Here is a 25,068-nt window from a genome sequence, read left to right on the forward strand (position 1 = left end):
GATGACGAACCATCACCGCAGCGTGATTTCGCTCCAGGTCAACGGCGTGCCGCACCGGTTGAGCGTCGACAATCGCACGACGCTGCTGGACGCGTTGCGCGAGGACATCGGCCACACCGGACCCAAGAAGGGCTGCGACCACGGCCAGTGCGGCGCGTGCACCGTGCTCCTCGACGGCAGGCGGGTGGTCTCCTGCCTGACGTTGGCGGTGACCGCCGAGGGCGCCGAGATCACAACCGCCGAGGGACTGGCCGGTGACGGCGGACTGCTGCCGCTTCAGCGGGCGTTCATCAGGCTCGACGGCTTCCAGTGTGGATATTGCACGTCCGGGCAGCTCTGCTCGGCGGTCGGGATGCTGGCCGAGCACGCGGCGGGCTGGCCCAGCGCGGCCACCGCCGACGTGTCCCCGGACGGCCCGGCGCCGGTACTGGACGCGGCGGAGGTGCGTGAGCGGATGAGCGGCAACCTGTGCCGCTGCGGCGCTTACCCGTCCATCGTCCGCGCCGTGCTGGAGACGGCTGCCCAGGAGGAGACCGCGGGATGAAGGAGTTCGCCTACGAGCGTGCGACGGACGTCCGTGACGCGCTGATCGCAGCCGACGGCGGTGCCCGATACCTGGGCGGCGGCACCAATCTCGTCGATCTGATGAAGGCGGGGGTGGAGGCTCCCACGAGACTGGTCGATGTACGGCGGTTGCCGCTCGCCGGCGTCAGCGAGGCGCCGGACGGCGGGCTGGTCATCGGCGCCACGACGACCAACAGCGACCTCGCCGCCCATCCCGAGGTACGGCGGCGCTATCCGGCGCTGAGCCAGGCGGTGCTGGCCGGCGCGTCCGGCCAGCTTCGCAACATGGCCACGGTGGGCGGCAACCTGCTGCAGCGGACCCGGTGCGCCTACTTCGCCGCGCAGGTGTGCAACAAGCGAGTCCCCGGCACCGGGTGTCCCGCGATCGCCGGGGAGCACCACAACCACGCCATCCTCGGCTGGACCCGGAGCTGCGTGGCCACCCATCCCTCTGACATGGCGGTCGCGATGCTGGCGTTCGACGCGGTCGTGCGCTACGAGATGCTCGACGGCCCCGGCGAGATCCCGCTGGCGGAGTTCTACCCGCCCGTCGGGGACACGCCGCACCGCGAGACGGCGCTGCCGCCGGGAGCATTGATCACCGCGGTGGTCCTGCCGGGTAGCGCGGTGTCCCCACGGTCGCGCTACCGGAAGGTCCGCGAGCGCGCGTCCTACGCCTTCGCCACCGTTTCCATCGCAGCGGGGCTTGACCTGCACGAAGGCTCGGTGCGGATCGCTCTCGGCGGGGTCGCCTCGCGGCCGTGGCGCGCCAGAACCGCAGAGGCTTTCCTGCTGGACGCTCCCCTCACGGCCGAGGCTTTCCGGGCCGCCGCGGATGCCGAACTGGCTGCCGCCGAACCGCTGCCCGGCAACGGCTACAAGGTGAGGCTGGCCGGCAATCTCATCGAGACCGTGCTGAAGGAGCTCCAGCCATGAAGAACGCAGTCGGGGTCGCGCAGCCGCGGATCGAGGGCCGGGCCAAGGTCACTGGCGCAGCCCGCTACGCCGGTGACGTGCCGATGCCGGATCTGGCCTCCGGCGTGGTCGTCCTGGCCACCGTGTCCCGCGGCCGAATCCGCGACATCGACGTCTCCGCCGTCCACGACATGCCCGGCGTGCTCGGCGTGATTGACCACAGGAACGCGCCTCGCCTCAACCCGAAGGCGGGGGGCTTCTTCGGCCCGGACGGCCAGCTGCAGCTCTTGCAGGACGAGGTGATCCCCTTCGCCGGCCGGCCCGTCGCGCTCGTCGTGGCCGAGACATTCGAACAGGCCCAGGCGGCAGCCGAGGCGCTACCGGTGACCTACGACGAGGAGCCGCATGACACGGACTTCACCGCCGATCACCCGGCGAGCCGTCCGGCGCTGGCGATCTTCGACGAGCCCGTGAACGTCGGTGACGTGGAGGCGGAGCTCACCGTGTCCGCGGTGGTGGTCGAGGAACGGTACTGCACTCCCGAGGAGCACTGCAGCGCCATGGAGCCGCACTCGGCGACCGCGTGGTGGGAGGGAGAGCGGCTGGAGGCGATCGACTCCAACCAGGGGCCGTTCTCCATAGCCGTCACCCTGGCCACGCTGTTCTCGTTGAGCCCGGATCTGGTGCGCGTCCGCACCGAGCACGTCGGGGGCGGCTTCGGCTCCAAGGGACTCTGCGGTCCACAGCTGATCCTGGCCGCGATGGCCGCGCGGCTGTTCGGCCGGCCCGTACGGGTCACGCTCACCCGCGCCCAGGTGTTCCTGGCGACCGCGATGCGGCCCGCGATCGATCAGCGGATCCGGATCGGCGCCGACGCGGACGGCCGGCTGCGGGCGATCCACCACGAAGCGGCGTTCGAGATCTCGCCGCTGGTGGAGTACCTCGAGGGATGCACCGAGCTCACCAAGACGCTCTACGCGGCGCGCGCGATCCGTACCCGGCTCAGCGCTGTCCCACTGGACATCTTGCCGCCGTACTCGATGCGGGGACCGGGCGCCGCGCCCGGGTCGTTCGCCCTCGAATCCGCCATGGACGAGCTGGCGGAGCGGCTGGGCATGGATCCGCTCGAACTGCGGCTTCGCAACGAGCCGGTGGCCGGTCCCGTGTCGGGACTGCCGTTCAGCAGCCGCAACCTGGTCGCGTGCCTGCTCGAAGGCGCCCGCAGGTTCGGCTGGGACACGCGTGATCACCGGCCGCGGGTGGGGCGGGAGGGAGCTCTGCTGGTCGGCACCGGGCTGGCCGCCACGTCCTTCAGTGCCGGGGCCTTCCCCTCCTCGGCCACGATCACCGCCGAGGCGGACGGGACCTTCACGGTGGCCATCGGCGCGACCGACCTCGGCACCGGCGCGCGCACCGCGCTGACCGCGATCGCCGCCGACGCGCTGGCGGTCGGCACGGAACGGATCCGGCTAAGGATCTCCGACAGCGGCCTCGGTCCCGCGTGGGGCGCGGGCGGTTCCCGGGGGACCACGTCCTGGGGCTGGGCGATCATCGAGGCCGCGGAGAAGCTGCGCGGCCAGGAGTGCCGCGGGACGGTCACGGCCGACACCACGCGGTCGCTCGGCGGGTTGTCGGCCAGGGAACGGCATTCCTTCAGCGCCGTGTTCGCCGAGGTGACCGTCGATCCCATGACGGGCGAGGTGCGCGTGCGCCGGTTGCTCGGGATGTTCGCCGTAGGCCGCGTGGTCAACCCGCTCATGGCCCGCAGCCAGGTCGTCGGCGGGATGATCGGCGGACTCTCCATGGCGTTGCACGAAGAGGGCTTACGCGATCCGGTTTCCGGCCGGCACGTCAACGCGGACTTCGCCGGCTACCACATCGCCGCGCACGCCGACGTGCCCGACATCGAAGCCGACTTCGTGCCCGACCACGAGCCCGGCATCCCCATGGGCGTCAAGGGCGCCGGCGAGATCGGCAACGTCGGTACGGCCGCCGCGATCGCGAACGCCGTCTGGCACGCTACCGGGGTCAGGCAGAGATCCCTGCCGATCCGTCTTGATCGCGTGCTGGAGTGAGGCGCTTGGCGTCCTGGCTCGGTGGCGCGCCGAACTGGCGACGGTACTCGCGGCTGAACTGTGACGGGCTGGTGTAGCCGACGCGACGGCTGACGGCGGCGATGTCACCCGGGGCCGCGGCGAGCTGGAGCCGCGCCTGCTGGAGGCGGATCTGCTTCTGGAACTGGATCGGGCTCATCGCGGTGGCGGCATGGAAATTGCGGTGGAAGGCCGAGACGCTCATCCCCGCCAGTTTGGCCACATCCTCGACACCGAAAGGCTGCGCGTAGTGGTCGCGGATCCACTGCACCGCGCGGGCGACGTGGCTGAGGCTGCTGTCGGGAAGCCCGAACTGGCGCACGATCGCGCCCTGATCGCTGGTGATCAGCCGCCAGAGGATCTCCCGTTTGATGAGCGGCGCGAGGACGGTGATGTCGCCGGGCCGGTCGAGCAGGCGAAGCAGGCGGACGACGGCGTCGAGGAGCTCGGCGGAGGCGGTGCTGACCGCCAGGCCGGGCGGCGCGTCGTCACCGAGATCCGGCAGATCGTCTGGATCCGCCTGCAGCAGCACCTCCGCGATGGCCGCCGGATGCAGGGTCATCCCGACCCCAAGCCCAGGTTGTTCAAGGCCGGCCTTCGCGAAATGGGCGGTCACCGGCAGGTCGACCGAAGCGACGAGATACTGCCCCTCTCGGTACTCGTACAGGCGGTCGCCCAGCGCGAACCGTTTCGTGCCCTGGGCGACGACCGCCAGCACTTTGCCGTAGGTCGTCGGGGTCGGGGGCTGGGGGCGCTCGGCCTTGAAGATCAGGACATCCTCGATGGGCGTTCTGAGATCGGGTCGAGCATGGCGGATGAGGAGGTCGCGCAGCTCGTCGAGGGCCATGATCCCCATCCAAACACCGCGCGAGGTCCGGCGACAACCGGGCCGGAAGCCGATGCGGCCGTGACGCGCGTCGTGCGACCTCCGGGGTCGGGACCGGCGCGAGGGACATCGCCTCGACCTCGACGTCGATGCGCGCCTGATCGGCGTCCACCTTCAAGAACACGTCACCGACGCGCAGAGTCGCGCGCTCGGAATGGGCGACGACGACTTCGACCTCATCCATGGGCGACCAGTATCCCGGGGATGATCGCCGACGTCGCCAGGTTTATCGCTTGCGATTACGCGGCCGACCGCGTCCCGCTACCCGGCGGCCTCGTGCACGACACCGACCTCTGACCAGGTCAAGCCCACCACTTTTGTTGGGAGTCCTAAGCTTGCGATTTAACGTCACTCTCGGTGTTCGTTGTCGGTCGTTACGGTCTTTCGGTAAGGCGGACGCTTGTCCTTCGGCCGGTTCCTTGATCCTTTGGGACGTCCGGGGCCGGGTCGGGTGAGTTTCGGTGAGTCGGTGGGTGTCCCGAGTTTTGCGCGGAGACGGCGAAACCCGAGGCGGACCCGGTACGGGCTGAGCGGCTTTCCCCGTTCGGGGCGTGGATGCCAGGGACGGCGCAGATCATCGACGTGCGGACTGGCCAGCCGAAGTTGGGCGTAGGCGGCCATGATCAGATGCATCCAGCGATCGGTGGCCTGCGCCGAGGCCAGATGGGCGCGGGCCATGCCCAGGTAGACCTTGGCGAACCGGTGAAAATGCTCTTGGTCGAAGCGACGCAGGTAGGCCTTCCACAACAGATCCACCAGATCCGGGTCGACCTCGACGGGCCCGGCGTGCCACAGCCAGAGATCTTTGGTGGGTCTGCGGCCGTCGGGCAGCCGGTCCACGACTATCTGCAGGACGGTGCCGCGCACGATGGGCAGCCGCTCATCGGCGGAGTGGCCGGCCCAGCGGCCGGTGCGGGTGAGCTTTTGATGTAGGCCCTTCCAGGCGCGCACCGTCACGGTGCCGTACCGGACCGAGCCTGCGGTCAAGTCGATGTCCGGGGCGTGCCGCTTGGCCGCATCCGAGCAGGAGAACTCCCGGCCGTGACGCTTACCCGCGCCCATTTCGCCGGGTCGGCGGGGTTCGGGGTCGGCGTAGAAGACGCGGGTGGCGCGCAGCCGGACCAGGATCTGAACGTGCCGGCCGGCCAGGGCGTGGGTGATGTCGGTGGCGTAGTTCCCGGCGTCCAGCATGATCAGCGGTGGCGGATCGCCTGCGGTGAGCCGGCCGGTCGCCTCCAGGTCGGCCAGCAGGCCGGTGATCTGCTCGATGGTGACATCGGTGTGTTCTTCGCCCGGCCGCAGCCGGCGCGCCTCGATCGGGTCCACCCAGGAGGAGTCTCCCCACTGCACGCCCACCAGCAGGCTGTAGGGCCAGCCGGGCAGGAACTTGTCCCCGCCCTTGCCGCGAACCTGCACCATCACCCGCTCATCGGCGTATTCGGCGTCGGGTCGCGCGTCCGGCGTGACGTCCAGCGCGAACATCAACGGCTCGCCCGGCCGGGCCGCGGCAGACACCCCGAGCAGCAGGCGCCGCAGCCCGCCCGTGTCGATCCGGCCCTGATCCAAAGCGGCATAGACCGAGCCGTGCCCGCGGCGGAACTCCGGCTCCATCGACAACTCCACCGGCGAGCGCACCGGCCCCTGAGCGCACAGCATCGCGTCGGTGAGCTCGAACAACGCGTCCGCCCGGCGCCATAAGAGCCGGTGGAGGCCGGCCCGGAAATCGATCAGGGAACGAAGATGTGACCGACTGGATGCGCCGATGTGCTCCGTCACCTCGCGCACCGATGCGATAGTGAGCATCTGCGGCCACCTCTCGGGTCTCCGGCGTCTCGACAACACCGAAGATGGAGATGGTGGCCGCTCTCCTGGGTGCGACACGCCGTACCACAACGGTCACATTCCGGTGCATCCCGCTATGTCGCGATAGTCCTGCTATCGGGCGCTATCCACCCCAGACCGCACCAACACCCGGACCTGCTTAAATCGCAAGCTAAGGGCGTCCTATCAGAAGAGCTTGTCGATCGTGATGGGCAGCGAGCGGATGCGCCTGCCGGTGGCGTGGTGGACCGCGTTGGCGATGGCGGCACCCATACCGACGAGGCCGATCTCGCCGACGCCTTTGACCCCGACGGGGTTGAACCTGTCGGGCCGGCCGACGAAGCTCACCTGCATGTCGGGGATGTCGGCGTTGACCGGGATCAGATAGTCGCCGAAGGTGGCGTTGGCGATGCGCCCGGATCCCGGATCGGTGACCGTCTCCTCGAACATGGCCATGCCGATGCCGCCGACCGTACCGCCGATGATCTGGCTGGTGGCTGTCTTCTCGTTCAGGATGCGGCCTGCGTCGATCACCGAGACGACCCTGGCCACCCGCAGCAGTCCGAGATCCGGGTCGACCCGCACCTCCACGAACTTCGCGCCGAAGGGTCCCGCGGGCGCCAGGCCCAGCTCCCGCGAGTCGGCCGGGGTGCTGGCGCCGTAGGCGCTGAGCTCCGTCAGCCCGTGCGCGACGAGGATGTCGGTGTATGCCTCGCCGCGCTCGGGCGATCCCGTCCGGTGGATGCGACCGCGGCCGATGCTGACCTCGTCGACGGCGCACCCCGCCAGCGGCGAGGTGGGATCGTCGCGGACGATGTCCAGGAATTCCTGCACGAGATTGCGGCAGGCGGCGTGGATCGCGCTGCCGAGGCTGGCCGTCAGGCCCGAGCCGCCCGCCACGGCCCCCGGCGGCAGGTCGGTGTCGCCGAGCTCGAAGGTGACGCGCGGCAGGTCCAGCCCGAGCAGCTCGGCCGACAGCTGGGCCATCACCGTGTAGGTGCCGGTTCCGATGTCGGTCACCGCGCTGCGCACCAGAGCCGTCCCGTCCCTGCGCAGCGTCGCGGTCGCCTCGCACGGCTTCTGGAACCAGAAGAACGAGACGCCGGCCAGGCCGTACCCGATCAGCCAGTCGCCGTCGCGCATCGAGCGGGGCTCGGGTAGGCGGCGCGACCAGCCGAACCGCTCGGCGCCGACCTCGTAGCACTCGCGCAGGGCCTTGCTCGACCACGGGAGGCCGAGTTGCGGGTGGCTCTCGGCGTAGTTGCGCAGCCGCAGATCGAGCGGGTCGATGCCGAGCTCGTACGACAACTCGTCCATGGCCGACTCCAGCGCGAAGTTTCCCTGCGCCTCGCCGGGCGCGCGCATCGAGTTGCACCATGTGACGTTCAGCCGGACCTGCCGGTCACGCGTGGAGACGTTGGGACAGGCGTAGGCGTAAGCCGTGCCGGAGGCGCACGGTTCGAAGTTGTCCCCCTCCATCTGCAGCGTCGAGGTGCTCTCGTGGTCGATCGCGACCAGTCGTCCGTCACGGCCGGCGCCGATCTTGAGGCGTTGCTCCGTGGCCGTGCGGTGACCGACGCCGGTGAACATCTCCGGGCGGGTCAGCACGAGCTTGACAGGCCGGCCCACCGTGCGCGCGGCCAGCGCCGCCAGCATGACATGCGGCCACACACGCAGCCCCGCCCCGAAGCCGCCGCCGACGAACGGGACCAGCACCCGCACGCCGCTCTCCGGGATGTCGAACACCCGCGCGAGCGCCGTACGCAGGAGGACGGGCCACTGCGTGGCGTCGTGGACGGTGAGGGCCTCGCCGTCCCAGGCGGCCACGGTGGTGAAGAGGCCCAGCGGGTTGTTGGTGTTGTCGACGGTGGTGTACGTCGCCTCGAACGTCACCTCGGCCGAGGCCAGAGCGGTCCCGGCGTCGCCGCGACTGGAGTCCAACTCGAACGGGTCGGTGAGCACCTCCGCCCTGGGGTCGTGGAAGTCGAGGACCGGCTCGGTCGCCTCGTACTCCGCCTCGACCCGACGGGCCGCGGCCGTCGCCTCCTCGGCGGTGCCCGCCACCACCACGGCCACGTACTGGCCGTAGTGCAGGATCCGATCCCCCTGCAACGGCGGCGGCGGGGCCGACAGGATATTGTCGGGCGCACGCCCCAGCGAGGGCGCGTTCTGGTGGGTGATGACCGCCAGCACGCCGGGCGAGGCCTGAGCAGCGCTCGTGTCGAGCCGGCTGATCCGCCCGGCGGCCACGGTGCTGCGCACGAGCGCGGCGTGCGCCAGATCGGGGAAGCTGAAGTCGTTGGGGTAGTGCGCGGCGCCGGTGACCTTCAAGGGACCGTCGACCCTGTCCACTCCCTCGCCGACCAGATCGATCTGCTCGACGATCGTCATGACGCACCTTCGGCGGCGGTTCGCAGGGCGCGCACCAGGGTGCGCTTGGCCAGCTCGACCTTGAAGGCGGTGCCCTCCACGGTGAACGGGTCCCGGACGGCGGCCTCGGCCGCCGCGGTGAAGACCTCCAGGCTCGGGGGCAGCCCCCGCAGGGCCTGCTCGGCCTCGGGCGCGTGCCAGGGAATCGTCCCAACGCCGCCCAGGGCGACGTGTGCCTCGCCGATCACGCCGCCGTCGAACCGCAGGACCACCGCGGCGGAGGTGAGCGCGAACTCGTAGGAGACCCGGTCGCGGATCTTGAGGTATGTGGAGTGCGCGTCCGGCGGGAGCAGCGGGATGTCCACAGCGGTGATCAGCTCACCGTGGGTGAGCACGTTCTCCACGTCGGGCGTGTCCCCCGGCACGCGGTAGAACTCCGTCAGCGGGACCGAGCGCTCCCCGCCCGTCCCGCGCAGGTGCACGACCGCGTGCAGCGCCACGAGCGGCACCGCCATGTCCGAGGCGTGCACGGCGATGCAGTGCTCGCTCGCGCCCAGGATCGCGTGCATCCTGGCGGCCCCCCGCACCGCGGCGCACCCGGAACCACGGTGCCGCTTGTTGCACGCGGGGACGGTGGGGTCGCGGAAATAGCGGCAGCGGGTGCGCTGCAACAGGTTCCCGCCGATCGTCGCCATGTTCCGCAGCTGGACGGACGCACCCAGCAGCAGCGCCTCACGCAGGAACGGCAGGCGCACGGTCACCGTGGGGTCGGCGGCCAGCTCCTCCATCGTGGTCAGCGCCCCCACACGCAGCACGTCGCCGTCGCGCGCGACGCCGGCGAGCGGCAACCGAGTGATGTCGACCAGCCGGTCCGGCTCCAGGACGCCGTCCTTCATCAGGTCGATCTGAGTCGTGCCGCCGGCCAGATAGGACGCGCCGGGATCCGCAGTCACCGTCGCCACGGCCTGGCCCACCTCGTCCGCCCTGACGTACTCGAACTCACGCATCTCGGCCACCCGCCCCCATCCGGTCGCGGACCTCGCGGATCGCCTTGACGATGTTGGGGTAGGCGCCGCACCGGCACAGGTTGCCGCTCATGAACTCGCGGATCTCCGCAGCCGAACCCGCGCGCCCCTCCGCCAGCAGGCACACCGCCGACATGATCTGCCCGGAGGTGCAGTAGCCGCACTGGAAGGCGTCGTGACGGACGAACGCCTCCTGCACCGGATGCAGGACGCCGTCGGCCGCGAGGCCTTCGACGGTGGTGATCGCCCGGCCCTCGCACTGCGCGGCCAATGTCAGGCAGGACAGGACCCGCTTGCCGTCCGCCATCACGGTGCACGCGCCGCAGGCGCCCTGGTCGCAGCCCTTCTTGGTGCCGGTCAGCCCCAGCCCGTCGCGCAAGGCGTCCAGCAGGGTCACGCGGGAGTCCAAGTCGAGCCGATGATCGACGCCGTTTACGGTCAAGGTCACCGCGACCCGCGCGATCGTCGGCGCGGGACTCCGGTGAGTCGTGTCATGAGCCATAACCCCTCGTTTCCGGCACAACAAGAGCCGCGGCCTCGCGGGGGGAGGTCTCACCTGTCAACGATACGCTCCGCCCCGTGGGGCGACCTGCGGGGATCAGGGCGGCTGGGCAGCCCGCCAGAAGGAGAGACCGCCCATGGCCGCATACCCGTATTCGCTGATCACGCTCGATGGCCTACACCCTGATCACACCAGTCCGCAGGACCGCCAGGCGATCGGCACGCGCGGCGACCACTGCCCACCGTCGCCGCGCACCACCACGTACGCGGTGAGCGGCGACGCGAACGAGCTGCCACCGCACAGGACCCGCCCGTGTCGACCGAGTAGCTGCCCGCCGGTCCGTTACCGTGTGGATGCCAAGAACTCGGCCACCTTATGCGACCTGCGCGTATTCGTGGATCAGCCCGCCGAGGCGGTCACGTCGGATGACCTTGATATCGTCCTCGACCGGGTCGGGAAGGGCTCGTAGCGGAGCGGCTTGGCCCAGGGAGCGATGTGGGCGATGCTCGTTGAAGTGGGTCTCGTAGATGGCCAGCACGCGTCGTAAGTGGCGGGCGTTGACGATGAGGATCCGATCGAGGAGTTCTCGGCGCACGCCACCGATCCAGCGTTCGGCGAAAGCGTTGGCCCGCGGAGCGCGAGGTGGTGTCTTGCGGATGCGGATGCCCTCGGCCGTGAAGACTTCGTCGAACATCGCGGTGAACTTCGTATCCCGATCGCGAATGAGGAGCCTGAACCCCTCCGCCCTGTCCCCCAGCTCGATCAAATTGACAGGTTCCGAGACCCTGCGCGTATGGGTTCGCGAGACTGAAGAGACCGAGCCCGACGCCGGAGTGGGGCTGGCCCGCAGCGAGCGAGAAGAACTTGCGCGGTTGCGTAGGCGGGTCGCCAAGTTGGAGGTCGAAAAGAGATGGGACCTAGGGTCGCCGTAGTACTGGTTGCAAGTCAAACGAAGTTGGCCCTGACCCTCGGTTGGACATCCGGGGGTTCGGCTGCTGCTCGCCTTCGGTCGGCTCGGTCCGTGCTCAGCAGCGGCTGATGGGTCTGAGGCCAGGGCCACGCTCGATCACATCTCACAGGCCCGCTGGTGAACGACTTCTGAGGACCACGGGCCCGAACAGGCCCGTGACCCGCTGGCCGGGGAAGACGAAGTGGGTGGGACTGACCTCGTCGAGGTAGGGGGCGAGGGTGCCGAGCACGAGGATCTCGACCGTGTTCTCTCCTTCGTCCAGGTCCAGGTCGAAGACGTACGGCCAGCAGACGCGCACCCCGGCCGACCGCCCGTTCACGGTGACCTCCGCCGTGCCGCGCACCCGTCCCAGATCGAGCTCCGCCCGCCTGCGTCCCCCCGCGAGCCCGGCGGGGCCGGGTTCCGTGGGCGCCGCGGAGGCGGGGAGCCGGACGGCGGTGCGGTAGCGGACGCCGCCGCTGTATCCGGCCAGCCCCTGCGTCTCCCAGTCGCCCAGCTTGATCCGTCCGGGGCCGCAGGCGAACCTGACCGGTCCGGCCAGGGCCGCCCCGCCCTGGAGGCCGGGGCGGGTGGTGACCATAAGCTCGGCCCGGCGGGCCGAGCCGTCGAGGACGGCGGGCAGGCTGGACTCCACGCCGTCGACGAGCACCCGGACCGGGCCGTGGACGTCGGCCTCCATCAGCGTCGCGCCGGGCGGGACGTCCACCTGGAACCGCTCGACCCGTCCCGTCACGCCGGGCACCGCGAAGATCGCGGGCAGGGCGGTGGTGCGGGAGTCGATCCAACCCGCCTCGGGGAGGGGATGCGGGCGGGCGCGCAAGTGGAGCGCGGCGGGGTCGCCGTGCTGGCGCCGCCGCACGCCGGGTCCGCTCGTCCAGCCGGGGCCGGAGACCACCAGGCCGTCGGCCAGCACCGCCCCGTCCGACTCCACGCGGACGGTGTTGGGACCGGGACGGAGCAGGTGCGACACGTCGTAGCGGCGCACGCGCGGGATGTCCGCCTCGGCGTACGGGTCGAACCCGCCCTGCCTCCCGGCCTCGATTCCGTTCACCAGGACCATGCAGGGGGCGGCGGAGGCGATCTGGACAACGCCCTCGCCGCTCTCTCCGCCCTCCACGACCGTCTCCAGCACGGGACCGACGATCCACTCGGGCCTGCGCGCGGTCTCGGGATCCGCCGTGAAGGACACGTGCGCCCGTAGCGTGAGGTCCTCGTCGGGGATCAGCCGGAGTTCCAGCAGGTGCTCACCGGGCTCAAGCGGGCTCAGGCCGACGGCGAGGTATCCGGAGTCGTCGAGCGGCAGCTCCGTACCGTCCACCCGGACCTGCTTCGCCGCCGCCGCCCCGACGACCAGCCTGGCCTCCGGGGTGCCGGGCACGGTGACGCTCGTGCGGAACCAGGCGGCCCGGCCCGCTGGAACGGGGCCGAAGTCGAGGAACTCCTCCGGGACGTGTCCCTTCGGGCCGAGCGTGTCACGGTGGATCGGGTCCTTGTGCAGGCCGCGCGAGGTCGACCAAATCGCGGGACGCCAGTCGCCGTCTCCGGTCCGGCACAGGCCGTGCGGGCCGAACGTCGCGTGGACGGGTTCGCCGTCCGGAGTCTCCAGCGTCCACCGCTCGACCGTCGTCGCGGAGGTGCCGAAGTCCCCCCAGGTGTCGTCCAGCGTCGGCACGAGCTCCATGTCCCACTCGTCGCCGAGGTCGATCTCATGCGTGTACGGCGCGCGTGACCCGGCGGCCGGTTCCGGCAGCCGTGCCTCCGGGGCCGCCGCCGGTTCCGCCGCCTCGGGGGCCGTCCCCTGGCCGGGGAACAGGAGCAGGGCGGCGGGACCGTCCTCGAAGGGGACGGTCACCTCGACGACGCCGTCGTCGCGCGTGTATGGCAGAGGGCGGAGCTCGCCGCTGAAGGGGCTTGCCAGCAGGGGCGTCCCCGTGACGTCACGGATCCGGACCCGCATCTCCCGCCGGTAGCGGCCGGAGTCGAAGTCGCAGGTCGCGTCCAGCCAGCCCAGCTCGACGCCGCGCTCCTCCGGCCTGCCGACACCGATCTCGCTCGCCCTTGGGAAAGCCGCGGTCAGGAAGACCACGGTCGTGCCGTCCACCTCGCGCGCCAGTGGTGGGACGGGAGCCTCGACCTGGGGGACGTATCCCGCCAGCCCCTCTGCGAGATCCGCGGCCGACGCGACGGATCGAGCCGCGCCTCTTCCGGGACCCGCCCCGGAGCCCCTCGCGGAGCCGCCGACCGAGCCTTCCCCGGCTTCGGCGGCCTCCCCTCCAGCGGTCCTCTCGAAGTGGCGGCGGAGTCGCGGGGAGTCCGGGAGTGCCCCGACGGCGACCAGCAGGCCGCCGTCCGTCACGAACCCGTCCAGCCGCTCAGCGGTCACCTCGTCCAGGACGGTCGTCGCCGGGAGGATGACGACCCCGTACGACTCGGTGGACACCTTGAGCCTTCCGTCCGAGACCACCGCGCGCTGGACGGACTCCTCGTCGATCACGTCGGCGTCGAGGCAGAGCCGGTCGAGCGCGCCCGGCACGGTCTGGAACCAGGCCATGTCGCCCACGAGCTCCCGGTAGACCCGCTGCGCCCGCGCCGCCGCGTCCCGGTCGCCGGTTCCGGACCTCGCCGCGTCCCCGCCGTCCTCGCCGGAGCCGTGGGCCGTCCCGGGGGGTGCGGTGCCCGCCTGGGCGGTGGCCGTGGGGAACAGGACCGCGACGTCGCAGAGGTGGCGGCCCAGGGAGAGGACCGCGCACAGACGGGTGACCGCGTCGGCGAAGACGCGGTGGTGCCGCCAGTACGGCTGGCGCCAGTCGGTCGACGGCGGCGCCCACTCCCACCAGCCGGCCCTCGTCGTGTAGTAGACCGCGTGCGGGTTGTAGAGGTTGGCCCCCGCCCGCAGCCAGGGCAGCAGCCAGTCGAACGTCTCCTCCAGCGTTCCGCCCCAGCCGCTGGAGTGGAACGCCTCGATCCACGTGCGGGGCCGGCCGTACAGGTGGGCGAGGGAGGAGTGCACCCGTGCGTCCCCGTGGTGGTCGGAGCCGGGCGCGCTGAACCAGCGGTGCGTGCGCGTGTAGTCGGCGTACAGCTCGACGCCCTCCACCGGGTGTCCCGCGCGGGCCGGGTCCTGCTGGTCGCAGCCATTGAGCAGACCGTGCTCGGCGTGCCACTCTGCCAGCGGCCGGAAGAACGCCTCCTCGGCGAGCTCGGCCCTGGTCCGCTGGTAGTCGCGCCAGACGGAGGGGCCTCCGTCCCGGGAGAACGGGTAGCCGCGCCTGGCGAGGAACTCCTCGCTGAACGTCGCCGACCACGTGGGCATCGACGGCAGCTCGTCCTGGAACGAGCCGGCGATCACGCTGCCGAACCGGTGGCCCAGCCGCCGCGCGAACTCGCCGTGCACCCGGTCGAGCAGCACCTCGCACGCCGTACGGGACAGGTAGTCAAACCCGCGGAGCGACACCGAGCCGTCGGCGGCCAGCCACTGCCCGGCGAAGGCCGGGTTCTCCTGCACGAGGCGGGCCTGTAGGTCGGCGCCGGAGAAGCCCAGCTGGTCGTAGAACCACAGGCGCGCGCCGACACGCAGGGCGTCCTCGCAGACTCCGTCCAGCAGGTCCCACCACGCCTCCGACAGGAACGGAGGGTCGTCGGCGTCGGCGCCGAACAACGGTCCCGACGGGGCCAGGTTCAGGATGACCAGGTTGTGCACGCCGCCCGCGACGAGGCGCTCCATCTGCCAGCGCAGCCGTTCCCTGCGCAGCGGCTCGCCGCTCCACCACCAGATCGCCGCGGGTGAATGGCTGCGGGGCGGGCTCCGCAGCGCGTCGAACACGTTCATCGAATACCTCCGGTGGAAGACCCCGGCCTCCCGCCGGAGACGGGCGTCAGCCTTTGAGACCGCTGGAGAAGCCCTTGATCACGTACTTCTGCAGCACCAGGAAGACCGCCACGATCGGCAGCGCGGCCAGCACCAGTCCGGCGAAGACCAGGCCGTAGTCGGAGACGTACTGGCCGACGAAGGCGAAGATGCTCACCGGGACCGTCTCGAAGCCGGACCCGCCGAGGTAGAGCAGCGGCGTGAAGAAGTCGTTCCAGATGAAGACCGCGTTGAGGATCAGCACGGTACCGGTGATCGGCCGCAGCAGCGGGAAGACGACCCTGGTGAAGGCGGTGAGGTGCGAGGCGCCGTCGATCTGGGCGGCGCTCGCGTACTCCCGGGGGAGCGCCCGGATGAAGCCGGTGTAGAGGAAGACCGTGAACGGTAGCTGGATGCCGGTGTAGAACACGATCATCCCGGTATGCGTGCCGATCAGGCCCAGGTCGTTGACCAGTCCGTACAGCGGGATCATGCCGAGCTGGAACGGCAGCACGATGCCGAGCAGGAACAGGACGTACAGCGCGTAGCCGAGGCGGGTCGCGGTCCGGGCCAGGAAGTAGGCGGCGAACGAGCCGAGCCCGATCAGCGCGATCAGGCTGACCACCGTGATCACCGTGCTGTTGATCAGCGACGGGCCGAGCGCCGCCGCCGACCACGCCTCGGCGAAGTTGGCCGTGGTGGGCGGGTTCGGCGGCGAGAGGGGGGTCTGCGCGATCTGCCCGGGGTCCTTCAGCGCCAGGGTGACCAGCGCGTAGACCGGGAAGAGGAACGCGACCGCCACCGCGATCATGACGATCTCCAGCAGGAAGGTCCTCGACCTCACTGGGCCACCTCCCGGGAGCGCAGGTAGTAGATCTGGACGAGCGAGACCGCCGCCACGAACAGGGCGAGCACGAGTGCGATCGCCGTGCTGTAGCCGAACTTGCCGTAGACGAACGCCTGCTTGTACAGGACGGTCGACAGGGTCTCGGTGGCGTAGCCGGGGCCACCGTTGGTCGCCGCGAACACCTGGTCGAACAGCTTCAGCCCGCCGATCGTGGACAGCATCAGGTTGATCGTCAGGGCCGGGGCGAGCAGCGGCCAGGTGACGTAGCGGAACCGCTGGAGCGTGCCCGCCCCGTCGATCATCGCGGCCTCGTGCAACTCCTTCGGGACGCCCTCCAGCCCGGCCAGGAAGATGACCATCGAGTAGCCGGCGTACTGCCACACGACCATGCCCGCGATCGACCACAGCGCGACCGACGGGTCACCCAGCCAGTCGACCTCCAGGCCGAGCAGGCCGTTCAGGCCCGTGGAGGGGTCCGGGGTGTAGACATACTTCCACAGGAAGGCGACCATGACCGGGCTGACCACGACGGGGGCGAAGAAGACCACCCGCAGCAGCGCGCGGCTCTTCAGCCGGGCGTGCACGCCGAGCGCTAGCAACAGCCCCACGCCGTTCTGCACGACCAGGATCGCCACGGTCAGCAGGAGCGTGTTCCCGAGGGAGCCCATGACCTGCTCGTCACCGAGGATCGTCTGGAAGTTCGACAGCCCGACGAAGGACATGTCCTTGCCGACACCGCTCCAGTCGGTGAAGGCGTAGAACACGCCGACGACGCTCGGGTAGAGCACGACCGCCGCGTAGACCAGCAGGGCGGGGACGGCGAACAGCCAGGAGGGGGAGAGACCGGCCAGGGGCCTGACCCGCCGCGTCCGCACGGCGGGTGGCGCGTCGACCGGCCGGGTCGCCAGGGTCACGAGACCTCCCGCCCGTCCGGGGCGGCATGCCGTCCGGCGCGGTCCGGGCCTGTCAGGGGGTGCGGGCCGTTCACTTGGCGTACGCCTCGTCCATCTTCCTCAGGGCTTCGTCGATCTTGCTCTTCCCGGCGAGCAGGTCCTGGATGACCGCGAAGTGGGTCGGCTGCACCTCCGCGTTGGGCCAGCGCTGGTCCATGAACGGCACCGCCCGGTCCTTGGTGAAGGGCAGGAACGACTCCACGGCCGGGTCGATCGTGGAGCTCGCGTCCTGGGTCAGCGGGATCGCGGCGATCGCCTTGGCCCAACGGTTGATGTTCTCCTGCCTGCCGAGGAAGTCGATGAAGGCCTTGGCCTCCTCGGCGTTCCTGCCCTTGGCGCTCGCGCCGAGCCCCACGACGACCCCCGCGGGGATCCACACCGAGGCGGCGTCGTCGGCGCCGGGCAGCGGGAACATCGACAGGTCGTCGGGGCTTGCGGCGGCGTCACGGAAGGACGGCAGCACCGCCGACACCTGGATCGCCATCGCGGCCTTGCCGGTCGCGACCATCGAGGTCTGCTGCTCGAAGGTGGTGCCGTTGGGCTTGTCGTTGAAGTAGCCGCGCTTCTGCAGCTCCAGGTACATCTCCATGGCGTCGCGCCAGCCGGACTGGGCGAAGCTCGCCTGCCCTGCGGCCTGCTTGTCGTCGAAGGTGGGGTCCTTGGCGTAGACCGTGGAGGGCACGAGCGCGTAGGTGATGAGCTGGGTGACCCACGGGGTCTGCGCGCCCACCGCGATCGGGATCTTGCCCGCCCTCTTCAGCTTCTCGCAGACCCCGAGGAACTCGGTCCACGTGGTGGGCGGGGCGTCGATGCCCGCCTCCTGGAAGACCTTCTTGTTGTAGATCGCGCCGATGACCGACGAGCCCGCCGAGTACATGAGGGTCTTGCCGTCGAGCTGGAAGGCCGGCTTGAAGCCGGTGGGGATCGTCTTCGTCCACGCCTGGGCGGACAGGTCGGCGAGCAGTCCGGCCCCGGCGATCTGGGTCATCGACATCGCGCTGCCGCTGCCCGGGTAGACGACGTGCAGGTCGGGGGCGTTGCCCGCGCCGAGCTGGGTGCGCAGCGAGGTCTGCACCTGGTCGGTCGGGGCGTACGAGGTCGTGATCGACACACCGGCTCTGGCCTGCTTGTAGGCGGCGACCAGCTCGTCCATCGGCGTCTTCTGGTCGGCGACGCCCACGAACTTCAGGTCGAGCGCCGCGGCGCCGGTCGCGCCGGTGACGCCGCCCGTCTGCGGCTTGGTGGAACACCCGGCCGCCGCGGCTGCCGCCGCCAGACCACCCATCATGCGGAAGAACCGGGCGCGGCTCATCCTGGCGTCGCGAAGGTCGGTCATGGTTTCTCTCCTCGGACTAGCTCGAAAATGTGGTCCCCCGAGGTCACCTGGCGGGTGTCACCGCCGGGCAGGTGCACCGTCGCCGTGGCGCCGGGCGGGATGCGCGTCTGAAGGCGGAAGCCCTCCTCATCGTTCCGCCAGCTCACCGAGATGAGACCGCGTGCCGACTCGTGGGAGGCGGAGGCCCAGCTCAGGTCGCCGGGGAGGGGGCAGATCACCACTTCGCGGAAGGCGACGGAGCCGGGCGCCTGGTCGATCCCCGCGACGCCGCTGTAGAGCCACTCGCCGATCGACCCGAACGCGTAGTGGTTGAAGGAGTTCATCGAGGCCGCCCCGACCCCGTCCCAGCGCTCCCAGACGGTGGTCGCGCCGTGCCGCACCTGGTAGAGCCACGACGGCGGGTCGGTACGGCGGAGCAGGGTGTGGGCGAGGTCGGCGCGGCCGTACGCGGACAGCACCGGGCAGAGCAGGTTGACGCCGAGGAACCCGGTCTGCGGACCCGACTCCTCGACCAGCATGGCCAGCCGGGCGGCGGCGCCGCGCCCCTGTTCGGGGGTGAGCAGGCCGAACGCGAGCGCCAGGAGATAGCCGGTCTGGGTGTCGCCCTCGACCAGGCCGCCGTCGCCGACGAACGCCGCGGCGAACGCCTCACGGATGCGGGCGGCCAGCGCCCCCAGGCGCTCCGTCTCGCCGTGCCGGCCGCGTACCCGGGCGGCCTCCGCGGCGAGTGCCGCGCTGCGGTGGAAGAACGCCGTGGCCAGCACCTCACGCGGGGTGGCGGGGCCGGGGGCCAGCCAGTCGGCGAAGTGCGGGCCGGTCCGGTGCCGCCAGATCAGGTCGGGGTTGTGCCGCGCGACGAAGTCCACCCACCGGGCCATGGAGTCCACGTCGAGGAACCTGTCGTCGCCGTACACCCGGTAGAGGTGCCAGGGCACCAGTACTCCCGCGTCCGCCCAGCCCGGCGCGCCCTCGTCGGCCACTCCGGTGAGCAGCGGGGCGACGTTGGAGAAACCGCCCTCCGGTGACTGCGCGTCCACCACGTCCCGCATCCATTTACTGAAAAACGCGGAGACATCGGCGTTGAAGCAGGCCGTGGGCAGGAACACCTGCGCGTCCGCGAGCCAGCCCAGCCGCTCGTCGCGCTGCGGGCAGTCGGTGGGGACGCTGACGAAGTTGCCGCGCTGGCCCCAGCCGATGTTCTCGTACAGCCGGTTGACCTCCGGGTCCGAGCACTCGAACGTGCCGGTCCACGGGGTGTCGCTGTGCAGGACGACCGCCCGGATGTCGTCGAGCCGGTCGAGCCCGCTCACCTCTGCGTAGCGGAATCCGTGGTAGGTGAACCGCGGCTCGAACACCTCCTCCGCTCCACCCGCGGTGATCAGCACGTCGGTCGCGTCGGCGGTGCGCAGGTTAGCGGTGTGCAGGCGGTCCTCGCCGTCGAGCGTCTCGCCGTGCCGCACGGTCACCCGCCGTCCCGGCTCCTGGTCCCGTACGGCGAGCCGCACCCGGCCCGCGATGTTCTGCCCGAAGTCCACCAGGTGCACGCCCGGCCGGACCAGGACGGACGAGACCGGGAGCAGCTCGCCGAGGGCGCGCACCGGCTCGTCGCGGGAGGCGACGAGGAGGGAGTGGTCGTCCCCGGTGACCACGGCGGGGCGCCAGGAGGAGTCGTCGAACCCGGGCAGATCCCAGCCGGGGGTCTCGGCGCGGGCGTCGTGGCACTCGCCCTTGAGCAGGTCGCCGTAGCGGATCTTGCCGTGGCCCGTACGCCAGCCCTCGCCGGTGGCGACGATCCGGGTGGAACCGTCGTCGAACGTCAGGTGGAGTTCGGCGATGAGCTCGGGGAAGCGGCCGTAGTGGTAGCCGGGGCGACGGGGGTCGAAGCCCGTGAAGCCGCTCCACCAGCCGTCGGCGAGCGTCGCGGCCAGCACGTTCTCGCCGTCGAGCAGGAACGGGGTCACGTCGTGGACCTGGTACTGGATCCGCCTGCGGTAGTCGGTCCAGCCCGGGGCGAGCTCGGCGTCGCCGACCCGGTGGCCGTTGACCCTGGCCTCGTACAGGCCCTTGGCGCTGATGTGGAGCCTGGCCCGGGTCACCCCGGCCGCGCTCTCGAAGCTCGTGCGCAGTTGGGGACAGGGCAGCAGGCCGTGGTGGCTGAGCGCCTGGTCGCCCTCTGTCGGCGGGTCGACGTGCTCGACGGCGTCGGGGTCGTGCGCGATCCAGGACGCCTGCCAGACGTCCTGGCCGGTCTCGAACCACGACTCCGCGCTGCCCTCGGCGCCGTCCTCCGCCCAGACGGTGACGCGCCAGCCGTACCTCGTGCGGGGAAGGAGCGGTGGCCCGCCGTAAACCGCGCCGATCGCGGCGGGGTCCTCGATCCTGCCGCTGGACCAGCCGCCCACCTCCAGCTCGTAGGCCACCGGGTCGTCGCCCGCCCGCGCCGACGCGAGCCGCCACGACAGCAGCGGGCGGGGCTCGCCGACGCCGAGCGGCGTCTCCCGGTGCTCGCAGCGCAGGCCGTACGGCGTCAGCCGGGCCGGCGCGGAGGGGGAGGCCGGGGTCTGGGCGGGGGCACGGTGGGCCGCATTGCCGATCATGCACACCTCCCTGCTATCTCTTTGTTAAATCTAACGATTTATGATGTGATTTTGTGATTGATGGGTGGAGACTATGAGCCACCAGATCCGAGTGTCAAGGGTGGCCGATGCGGGATTCCGCCGAAGCCGGGGCGTGAGAGGGCGCATGGTTTCAGAGAGATTCACAGGTGATCCCGCGTGGGCCGGGATGGACATCGGCACTCAAGGGGTGCGGGTGACCGTCGTCGACGGCCGGGGCACGCCGCTGGCGACGGGGTCCGCCCCGCTGCGCAGCCTGCGCGGTGCGGGACGCGGGCACGAGCAGGACCCCGAAGACTGGTGGCGGGCTGCGGTCACGGCGTGCCGGCAGGCCACGGCGGGCCTCGCCCCCGGGCGGATCCGGGCGCTCGCGGTGTGCAGCACCTCCGGCACGATCGTGCTCGCCGACGCCGCGGCCAGGCCCGTCTCGCCCGCCCTCATGTATGACGACGACCGGGGCCACCCCTACGTGGAACAGGTGACCGCCGCCGGACAGGAACTCTGGGACGACCTGGCCGTGCGGATCCAGGCCTCGTGGGCGCTGCCCAAACTGCTCTGGCTCGCCGGGAACGGCGGGCTGCCCGCCGGCGCACGGCTGCTGCACTCCGCCGACCTGGTGACCGCCCGCCTGGCGGGCGAGCTGACCGCGACCGACTTCAGCCACGCGCTGAAGACCGGCTACGACTCGCTCAGGGAGCGCTGGCCCCTGGAAGTGATGTCCCGGCTCGGCCTGCCCTCCGACCTGTTCGGCCCCGTCGCGCGGCCGGGCAGCCCGATCGGCGAGGTGGGGGCGGAGGCCGCCGCCCTCACCGGGCTGCCCGAAGGATGCGGGATCGTCGCGGGCATGACCGACGGCTGCGCGGGCCAGATCGCCGCCGGCGCGCTGACGCCAGGCAGCGGCGTGTCCGTGCTGGGCACCACGCTGGTGCTCAAGGGGGTGAGCGACAAGCTCCTGCGCGACCCCTCCGGCGCCGTCTACAGCCACCGCCACCCCGGCGGCGGCTGGCTGCCCGGCGGCGCGTCCAACGTCGGCGCCGGCGTGCTGGCCTCCGCGTTCCCCGGCCGTGACCTTGCCGCCCTCGACGAGGCCGCCGCCCGGTACGAACCCGCGGGGGCCGTCGTCTACCCGCTCACCACCCGAGGTGAGCGCTTCCCCTTCTACCGGCCGGACGCCGAGCAGGTCGTGGTAGGCGAGACCGGGTCGGAGGCCGAGCACTACGCGGCGCTGCTGCAGGGCGTCGCGTACGGGGAACGGCTGGGCCTGGCCTCCCTCGCGCTGCTCGGCGCCCCCGTCTCCGAGAGCCTCGCGCTGGTCGGCGGGGCCACGCGCAGCCGCTACTGGTGCCAGCTCCGCGCCGACGTCCTGGGCATGCCGGTCCGGATCCCCCGCCACCCCGAGGCGTCGGTCGGCATGGCGGTGCTCGCCGCCTCATCCGGGCGCTCGCTCGACGACACCATCCGGGAGATGGTGTCCCGGGGCGAACAGCTGGATCCCCGCCCGGACCGCGTGGCACGGTTCGAGCGGAGCTTCCGCCTGCTCGTCGACGCGCTCGTCGAGCGGGACTACCTCACCACCGAACTCGCAGCGAAGGCGGTCACGTCATGACGATCTTCCTCTCCCGGCACGGCCGTACCGAGTGGAGCGTCCAGGGACGCTACGCGGGCGTCAGCGACATCCCCCTGGACGAGGTGGGGCGGGGACAGGCGCGGCTGCTCGCGGACTGGGCGCGGGGAGCCGAGCTGACCGGCGTGGTCTCCTCACCGCTGCTGCGTGCCCGCGACACCGCCACGGACGCCGCCCGCGCGGCGGGGCTCCCATTGCGCACCGACCCCCGCCTGCGTGAGCTGGACTTCGGCGACGCCGAAGGGCTCCGCCGCGCCGAGATGGACCCTGAGGCCGTGCGGCGCTTCGAGGCCGACCCCGTCACGGACTTCCTGCCCGGCGGGGAGGACCCCGTCGACGCCGTGGAGCGGGTCACCCGGTGCCTGCGGGAGCTGGACGCGGCGGGACGGGTCCTCGTGGTCGCGCACAACACGATCCTGCGCCTGGCCCTGTGCGGGCTCCTGGACATCCCGCTGGCCGACTACCGTAGGCGGCTGCCGCTCATCGAGCACGGCACGGTGACCGAGCTGGCCTTCGGCCCCGGCGGCCCGGCTCTCCGGTGCTTCAACTCCCCCATCCGATAGCGCTACGATGCGCGATCAACAACGACTTGGAGCTCGCCAGGTGAATTCGCGTCAGCACACGGCAGGCGGCGCCTCCCGGCGCCAGGCGATGGCAGAGCACATCATGCGCCAGGGATCGGCCTCGGTCACCGATCTCGCCGAGGCCTTCGGCGTCAGTGTGATGACGGTCCACCGCGACCTGGACGAGCTCGAACGTCAGGGGATGGTCCGCAAGTTCAGGGGAGGCGCGACCGCGCAGGCGTCCAACGTCTTCGAGAGCAACATCGTCTACCGGCGCACGGCCCACCAGGAGGAGAAGGAGGCGATCGCGCGGCACGTCGCCCGGCTCATCGAGCCCGGCAGCTCGATCATGCTCGACGACTCCACGACCGCGCTCGCGGTGGCCAGGCACCTCGGCGAGGTCGCCCCGCTGACCGTGGTCACCAACTTCCTGGAGGCCATCAAGCTGCTCGCGGCGGCGCCCGGCATCCGGCTGATGGCGCTCGGCGGGGAGTACCACCCCACGCACGACTCCTTCCTCGGCGTCGCCTGCGTGGACGCCATCGAGGCGATGAGCACGGACCTGGTGGTCGTCTCCACCTCCGCGGTCTCCGACCGCTACGCCTTCCACCAGGAGCAGGAAATCGTGCTGGTGAAGCGGGCGATGCTCCGCTCCGCCTCGCGCCGCGTCCTGGCGATCGACCACTCCAAGCTCGCCCGGGTGGCGCTGCACAAAGTGGCGCCACTGGACGACTTCGACACCATCGTGGTCGACTCACGCGCCCCCGCCGACGCCGTCCAGCGCCTGCGCGAGAGGCACCGCAACGTCGAGATCGCCGAGCTCTAGAGGTCGGTGGACCTGGGTGGTGCCGGAGTGATCTCCAATTGAGATATTTAACATTTTCTATGTTAATTCTCACAGAGCTGATGTAGCGTTTCACGTCATGCTGAGAGATGTAGTGAACGTGCTCGCAGCCGGAGATCATTTCGTCCGGCCCTCCGCCATCGCCGACGGGCTCCGCGCCGAGCTCGGCGAGCACGTCGCGGTGACGTCCCTGAGCGGGCCGTGGCCGGCGCGGCCGTTCGGCCCGATCGCGGAGGTGCACGAGGCGTCGGGGGACGAGGACGAGCTGATTGCCGCGCTGCGGGACGTCGAGGTGGCCATCACCCAGATGGCCCCGTTCACCGCCCGGGTCCTCGCGAACGCCCCCGCTCTGAAGCTGCTCGTTGTCACCCGCGGCGGCCCCGTCAACGTGAACCTCGCCAGGGCCGCCGAGCGGGGGGTGACGGTGTGCTCCACACCGGGACGGAACGCCCCCGCCGCGGCCGAGCTGGCCGTGGCGCTGACCCTCGGCGTGCTGCGCCGCCTCAGCGAGGTGCACGCCACGATGCGCGACGGGCAGTGGCGCTCGGACCTGTACTCTTACGACGTCTGCGGCGGCGAGCTCGACGGCGCCGAGGTGGGCGTCGTCGGGTTCGGAGCCATCGGCCGCCGGGTCGCCGCCGCCTTCCAGTCGCTCGGGGCACACGTCCTCGTGGCCGACCCGTTCGCCGGCACGCTGCCCGGGGGCGTCACCCCGGTGCAGCTGCCCGAGCTGCTCGCGCGCTCTCGGGTGGTGAGCCTGCACGCCCGGCTCACCGCCGAGACGCACGGCCTGATCGGCGCCGCCGAACTGGCCCTGATGCCCCGCGGAGCAGTCCTGATCAACACCGCGCGGGGCGCCCTCGTGGACACCGACGCGCTCACCGCCGCCCTGGAGTCGGGGCACCTTGGCGGGGCCGGCCTGGACGTCTACGAACCGGAGCCGCTGCCCGCGTACCATCCGCTGAGGTCCGCGCCCAACACCCTCCTCATCCCGCACCTGGCGGGGGCCACCCGGCAGACCGCCGACCGCGCGGTCCGGATGGCGGTCGAGGAGGTCGCCCGCTGGTGCCGCGGCGAGCCCCTCTCCTACACGGTCACCGCCCCGGCCCTCACCGGCTGAGCACGCCCCGCCCCGGCCCGGTGGCGGACTCCCCCAAGGCCACTCCACGACCGTCCCGGCCTGTGGTCAGATCGGTGACCTCCGTCCCGTCAGACGCTCCGCGGGCGATCGGCCACCGCGCTCCCCTCCTCTCTTCCCGGGCCGGCGATCCCGGGTCCAGCAATCCCCCGACA

18 protein-coding genes are annotated in these 25,068 nt (G+C 71.2%); 7 read left to right on the plus strand and 11 right to left on the minus strand.

Going from position 1 to position 25,068, the window contains the following annotated elements; all coding sequences use genetic code 11:
- The first annotated feature begins 1 nt into the window (after position 1).
- Genes ACQP1V_RS28350 through ACQP1V_RS28360 form a run of 3 tightly spaced genes read left to right on the plus strand, consistent with a single transcriptional unit; the run spans position 2 to position 3,554 of the window.
- Positions 2 to 544 (plus strand): (2Fe-2S)-binding protein, encoded by a 543-nt coding sequence (locus ACQP1V_RS28350; RefSeq protein ID WP_433413114.1) that lies wholly within the window; start codon positions 2 to 4, stop codon positions 542 to 544.
- Positions 541 to 1,500 (plus strand): FAD binding domain-containing protein, encoded by a 960-nt coding sequence (locus ACQP1V_RS28355; protein WP_433413115.1) that lies wholly within the window; start codon positions 541 to 543, stop codon positions 1,498 to 1,500. Before ACQP1V_RS28350 ends, ACQP1V_RS28355 begins: the two co-directional genes overlap by 4 nt.
- Positions 1,497 to 3,554 carry a xanthine dehydrogenase family protein molybdopterin-binding subunit gene (locus ACQP1V_RS28360; RefSeq protein WP_433413116.1) on the plus strand — a complete coding sequence of 686 codons (2,058 nt, stop codon included), beginning with the start codon at positions 1,497 to 1,499 and terminating at the stop codon, positions 3,552 to 3,554. Before ACQP1V_RS28355 ends, ACQP1V_RS28360 begins: the two co-directional genes overlap by 4 nt.
- Here ACQP1V_RS28360 and ACQP1V_RS28365 read toward each other — a convergent pair.
- The 11 genes from ACQP1V_RS28365 to ACQP1V_RS28415 form a co-directional block, all read right to left on the minus strand.
- A complete protein-coding gene (locus ACQP1V_RS28365) occupies positions 3,508 to 4,419 on the minus strand; it encodes an AraC family transcriptional regulator N-terminal domain-containing protein (protein WP_433413117.1) in 912 nt (303 codons plus the stop codon). The two genes, ACQP1V_RS28360 and ACQP1V_RS28365, sit on opposite strands and share 47 nt — an antisense overlap.
- 387 nt (positions 4,420 to 4,806) lie before the next feature.
- Positions 4,807 to 6,261, minus strand: coding sequence for a transposase (locus tag ACQP1V_RS28370; protein WP_433411367.1), 1,455 nt, complete (start codon positions 6,259 to 6,261; stop codon positions 4,807 to 4,809).
- A gap of 204 nt (positions 6,262 to 6,465) precedes the next feature.
- Positions 6,466 to 8,670, minus strand: coding sequence for a xanthine dehydrogenase family protein molybdopterin-binding subunit (locus ACQP1V_RS28375; RefSeq protein ID WP_433413118.1), 2,205 nt, complete (start codon positions 8,668 to 8,670; stop codon positions 6,466 to 6,468).
- Positions 8,667 to 9,656, minus strand: a complete 990-nt coding sequence (locus ACQP1V_RS28380) for an FAD binding domain-containing protein (RefSeq protein ID WP_433413119.1) — start codon at positions 9,654 to 9,656, stop codon at positions 8,667 to 8,669. Before ACQP1V_RS28380 ends, ACQP1V_RS28375 begins: the two co-directional genes overlap by 4 nt.
- Positions 9,649 to 10,176 carry a (2Fe-2S)-binding protein gene (locus ACQP1V_RS28385; RefSeq protein WP_433413120.1) on the minus strand — a complete coding sequence of 176 codons (528 nt, stop codon included), beginning with the start codon at positions 10,174 to 10,176 and terminating at the stop codon, positions 9,649 to 9,651. The genes ACQP1V_RS28380 and ACQP1V_RS28385 overlap by 8 nt, the downstream gene beginning before the upstream one ends.
- A 373-nt stretch (positions 10,177 to 10,549) precedes the next feature.
- The gene (locus tag ACQP1V_RS28390; RefSeq protein ID WP_433413121.1) at positions 10,550 to 10,942 is read right to left on the minus strand and encodes an integrase core domain-containing protein; all 393 of its coding nucleotides are present in this window, start codon (positions 10,940 to 10,942) and stop codon (positions 10,550 to 10,552) included.
- 307 nt (positions 10,943 to 11,249) lie between these two features.
- On the minus strand, positions 11,250 to 14,975 hold the full coding sequence (locus tag ACQP1V_RS28395) for a hypothetical protein (protein WP_433413122.1): 3,726 nt from the start codon (positions 14,973 to 14,975) through the stop codon (positions 11,250 to 11,252).
- A 46-nt stretch (positions 14,976 to 15,021) separates the two neighbouring features.
- On the minus strand, positions 15,022 to 15,837 hold the full coding sequence (locus tag ACQP1V_RS28400; protein WP_387417793.1) for a carbohydrate ABC transporter permease: 816 nt from the start codon (positions 15,835 to 15,837) through the stop codon (positions 15,022 to 15,024).
- On the minus strand, positions 15,834 to 16,754 hold the full coding sequence (locus tag ACQP1V_RS28405; RefSeq protein WP_433413123.1) for a carbohydrate ABC transporter permease: 921 nt from the start codon (positions 16,752 to 16,754) through the stop codon (positions 15,834 to 15,836). Before ACQP1V_RS28405 ends, ACQP1V_RS28400 begins: the two co-directional genes overlap by 4 nt.
- A 70-nt stretch (positions 16,755 to 16,824) precedes the next feature.
- Positions 16,825 to 18,129, minus strand: coding sequence for an extracellular solute-binding protein (locus ACQP1V_RS28410; protein ID WP_433413124.1), 1,305 nt, complete (start codon positions 18,127 to 18,129; stop codon positions 16,825 to 16,827).
- The gene (locus ACQP1V_RS28415; RefSeq protein ID WP_433413125.1) at positions 18,126 to 20,726 is read right to left on the minus strand and encodes a family 78 glycoside hydrolase catalytic domain; all 2,601 of its coding nucleotides are present in this window, start codon (positions 20,724 to 20,726) and stop codon (positions 18,126 to 18,128) included. Before ACQP1V_RS28415 ends, ACQP1V_RS28410 begins: the two co-directional genes overlap by 4 nt.
- Positions 20,727 to 20,913: 187 nt before the next feature.
- Between ACQP1V_RS28415 and ACQP1V_RS28420 the strand changes: the two genes are divergently transcribed.
- The 4 genes from ACQP1V_RS28420 (at position 20,914) to ACQP1V_RS28435 (ending at position 24,895) form a co-directional block, all read left to right on the plus strand.
- On the plus strand, positions 20,914 to 22,350 hold the full coding sequence (locus ACQP1V_RS28420; protein ID WP_433425969.1) for an FGGY-family carbohydrate kinase: 1,437 nt from the start codon (positions 20,914 to 20,916) through the stop codon (positions 22,348 to 22,350).
- Complete coding sequence (locus ACQP1V_RS28425; RefSeq protein WP_433413126.1) at positions 22,347 to 22,931, plus strand: histidine phosphatase family protein; 585 nt, start codon at positions 22,347 to 22,349, stop codon at positions 22,929 to 22,931. The genes ACQP1V_RS28420 and ACQP1V_RS28425 overlap by 4 nt, the downstream gene beginning before the upstream one ends.
- A 40-nt stretch (positions 22,932 to 22,971) precedes the next feature.
- Entirely contained in the window at positions 22,972 to 23,757 is a 786-nt protein-coding gene (locus tag ACQP1V_RS28430) for a DeoR/GlpR family DNA-binding transcription regulator (RefSeq protein WP_387417798.1), read from the plus strand.
- Between the two features lie 97 nt (positions 23,758 to 23,854).
- A complete protein-coding gene (locus ACQP1V_RS28435) occupies positions 23,855 to 24,895 on the plus strand; it encodes a 2-hydroxyacid dehydrogenase (RefSeq protein ID WP_387417799.1) in 1,041 nt (346 codons plus the stop codon).
- The last annotated feature ends 173 nt before the right edge of the window (positions 24,896 to 25,068 follow it).

The organism is Microtetraspora malaysiensis (assembly GCF_050947145.1).
Classification (GTDB): Bacteria; Actinomycetota; Actinomycetes; order Streptosporangiales; family Streptosporangiaceae; genus Microtetraspora_A; species Microtetraspora_A malaysiensis.

Excerpts from the sequence above, each read along its gene's own strand:
- ACQP1V_RS28370 (WP_433411367.1), bottom strand. The coding sequence starts at position 6,261 with ATGCTCACTATCGCATCGGTGCGCGAGGTGACGGAGCACATCGGCGCA.
- ACQP1V_RS28385 (WP_433413120.1), bottom strand. The coding sequence starts at position 10,176 with ATGGCTCATGACACGACTCACCGGAGTCCCGCGCCGACGATCGCGCGG.
- ACQP1V_RS28350 (WP_433413114.1), top strand. The coding sequence starts at position 2 with ATGACGAACCATCACCGCAGCGTGATTTCGCTCCAGGTCAACGGCGTG.
- ACQP1V_RS28355 (WP_433413115.1), top strand. The coding sequence starts at position 541 with ATGAAGGAGTTCGCCTACGAGCGTGCGACGGACGTCCGTGACGCGCTG.
- ACQP1V_RS28365 (WP_433413117.1), bottom strand. The coding sequence starts at position 4,419 with ATGGCCCTCGACGAGCTGCGCGACCTCCTCATCCGCCATGCTCGACCC.
- ACQP1V_RS28435 (WP_387417799.1), top strand. The coding sequence starts at position 23,855 with ATGCTGAGAGATGTAGTGAACGTGCTCGCAGCCGGAGATCATTTCGTC.
- ACQP1V_RS28380 (WP_433413119.1), bottom strand. The coding sequence starts at position 9,656 with ATGCGTGAGTTCGAGTACGTCAGGGCGGACGAGGTGGGCCAGGCCGTG.
- ACQP1V_RS28360 (WP_433413116.1), top strand. The coding sequence starts at position 1,497 with ATGAAGAACGCAGTCGGGGTCGCGCAGCCGCGGATCGAGGGCCGGGCC.
- ACQP1V_RS28415 (WP_433413125.1), bottom strand. The coding sequence starts at position 20,726 with ATGATCGGCAATGCGGCCCACCGTGCCCCCGCCCAGACCCCGGCCTCC.
- ACQP1V_RS28420 (WP_433425969.1), top strand. The coding sequence starts at position 20,914 with ATGGACATCGGCACTCAAGGGGTGCGGGTGACCGTCGTCGACGGCCGG.
- ACQP1V_RS28410 (WP_433413124.1), bottom strand. The coding sequence starts at position 18,129 with ATGACCGACCTTCGCGACGCCAGGATGAGCCGCGCCCGGTTCTTCCGC.
- ACQP1V_RS28425 (WP_433413126.1), top strand. The coding sequence starts at position 22,347 with ATGACGATCTTCCTCTCCCGGCACGGCCGTACCGAGTGGAGCGTCCAG.
- ACQP1V_RS28395 (WP_433413122.1), bottom strand. The coding sequence starts at position 14,975 with ATGAACGTGTTCGACGCGCTGCGGAGCCCGCCCCGCAGCCATTCACCC.
- ACQP1V_RS28375 (WP_433413118.1), bottom strand. The coding sequence starts at position 8,670 with ATGACGATCGTCGAGCAGATCGATCTGGTCGGCGAGGGAGTGGACAGG.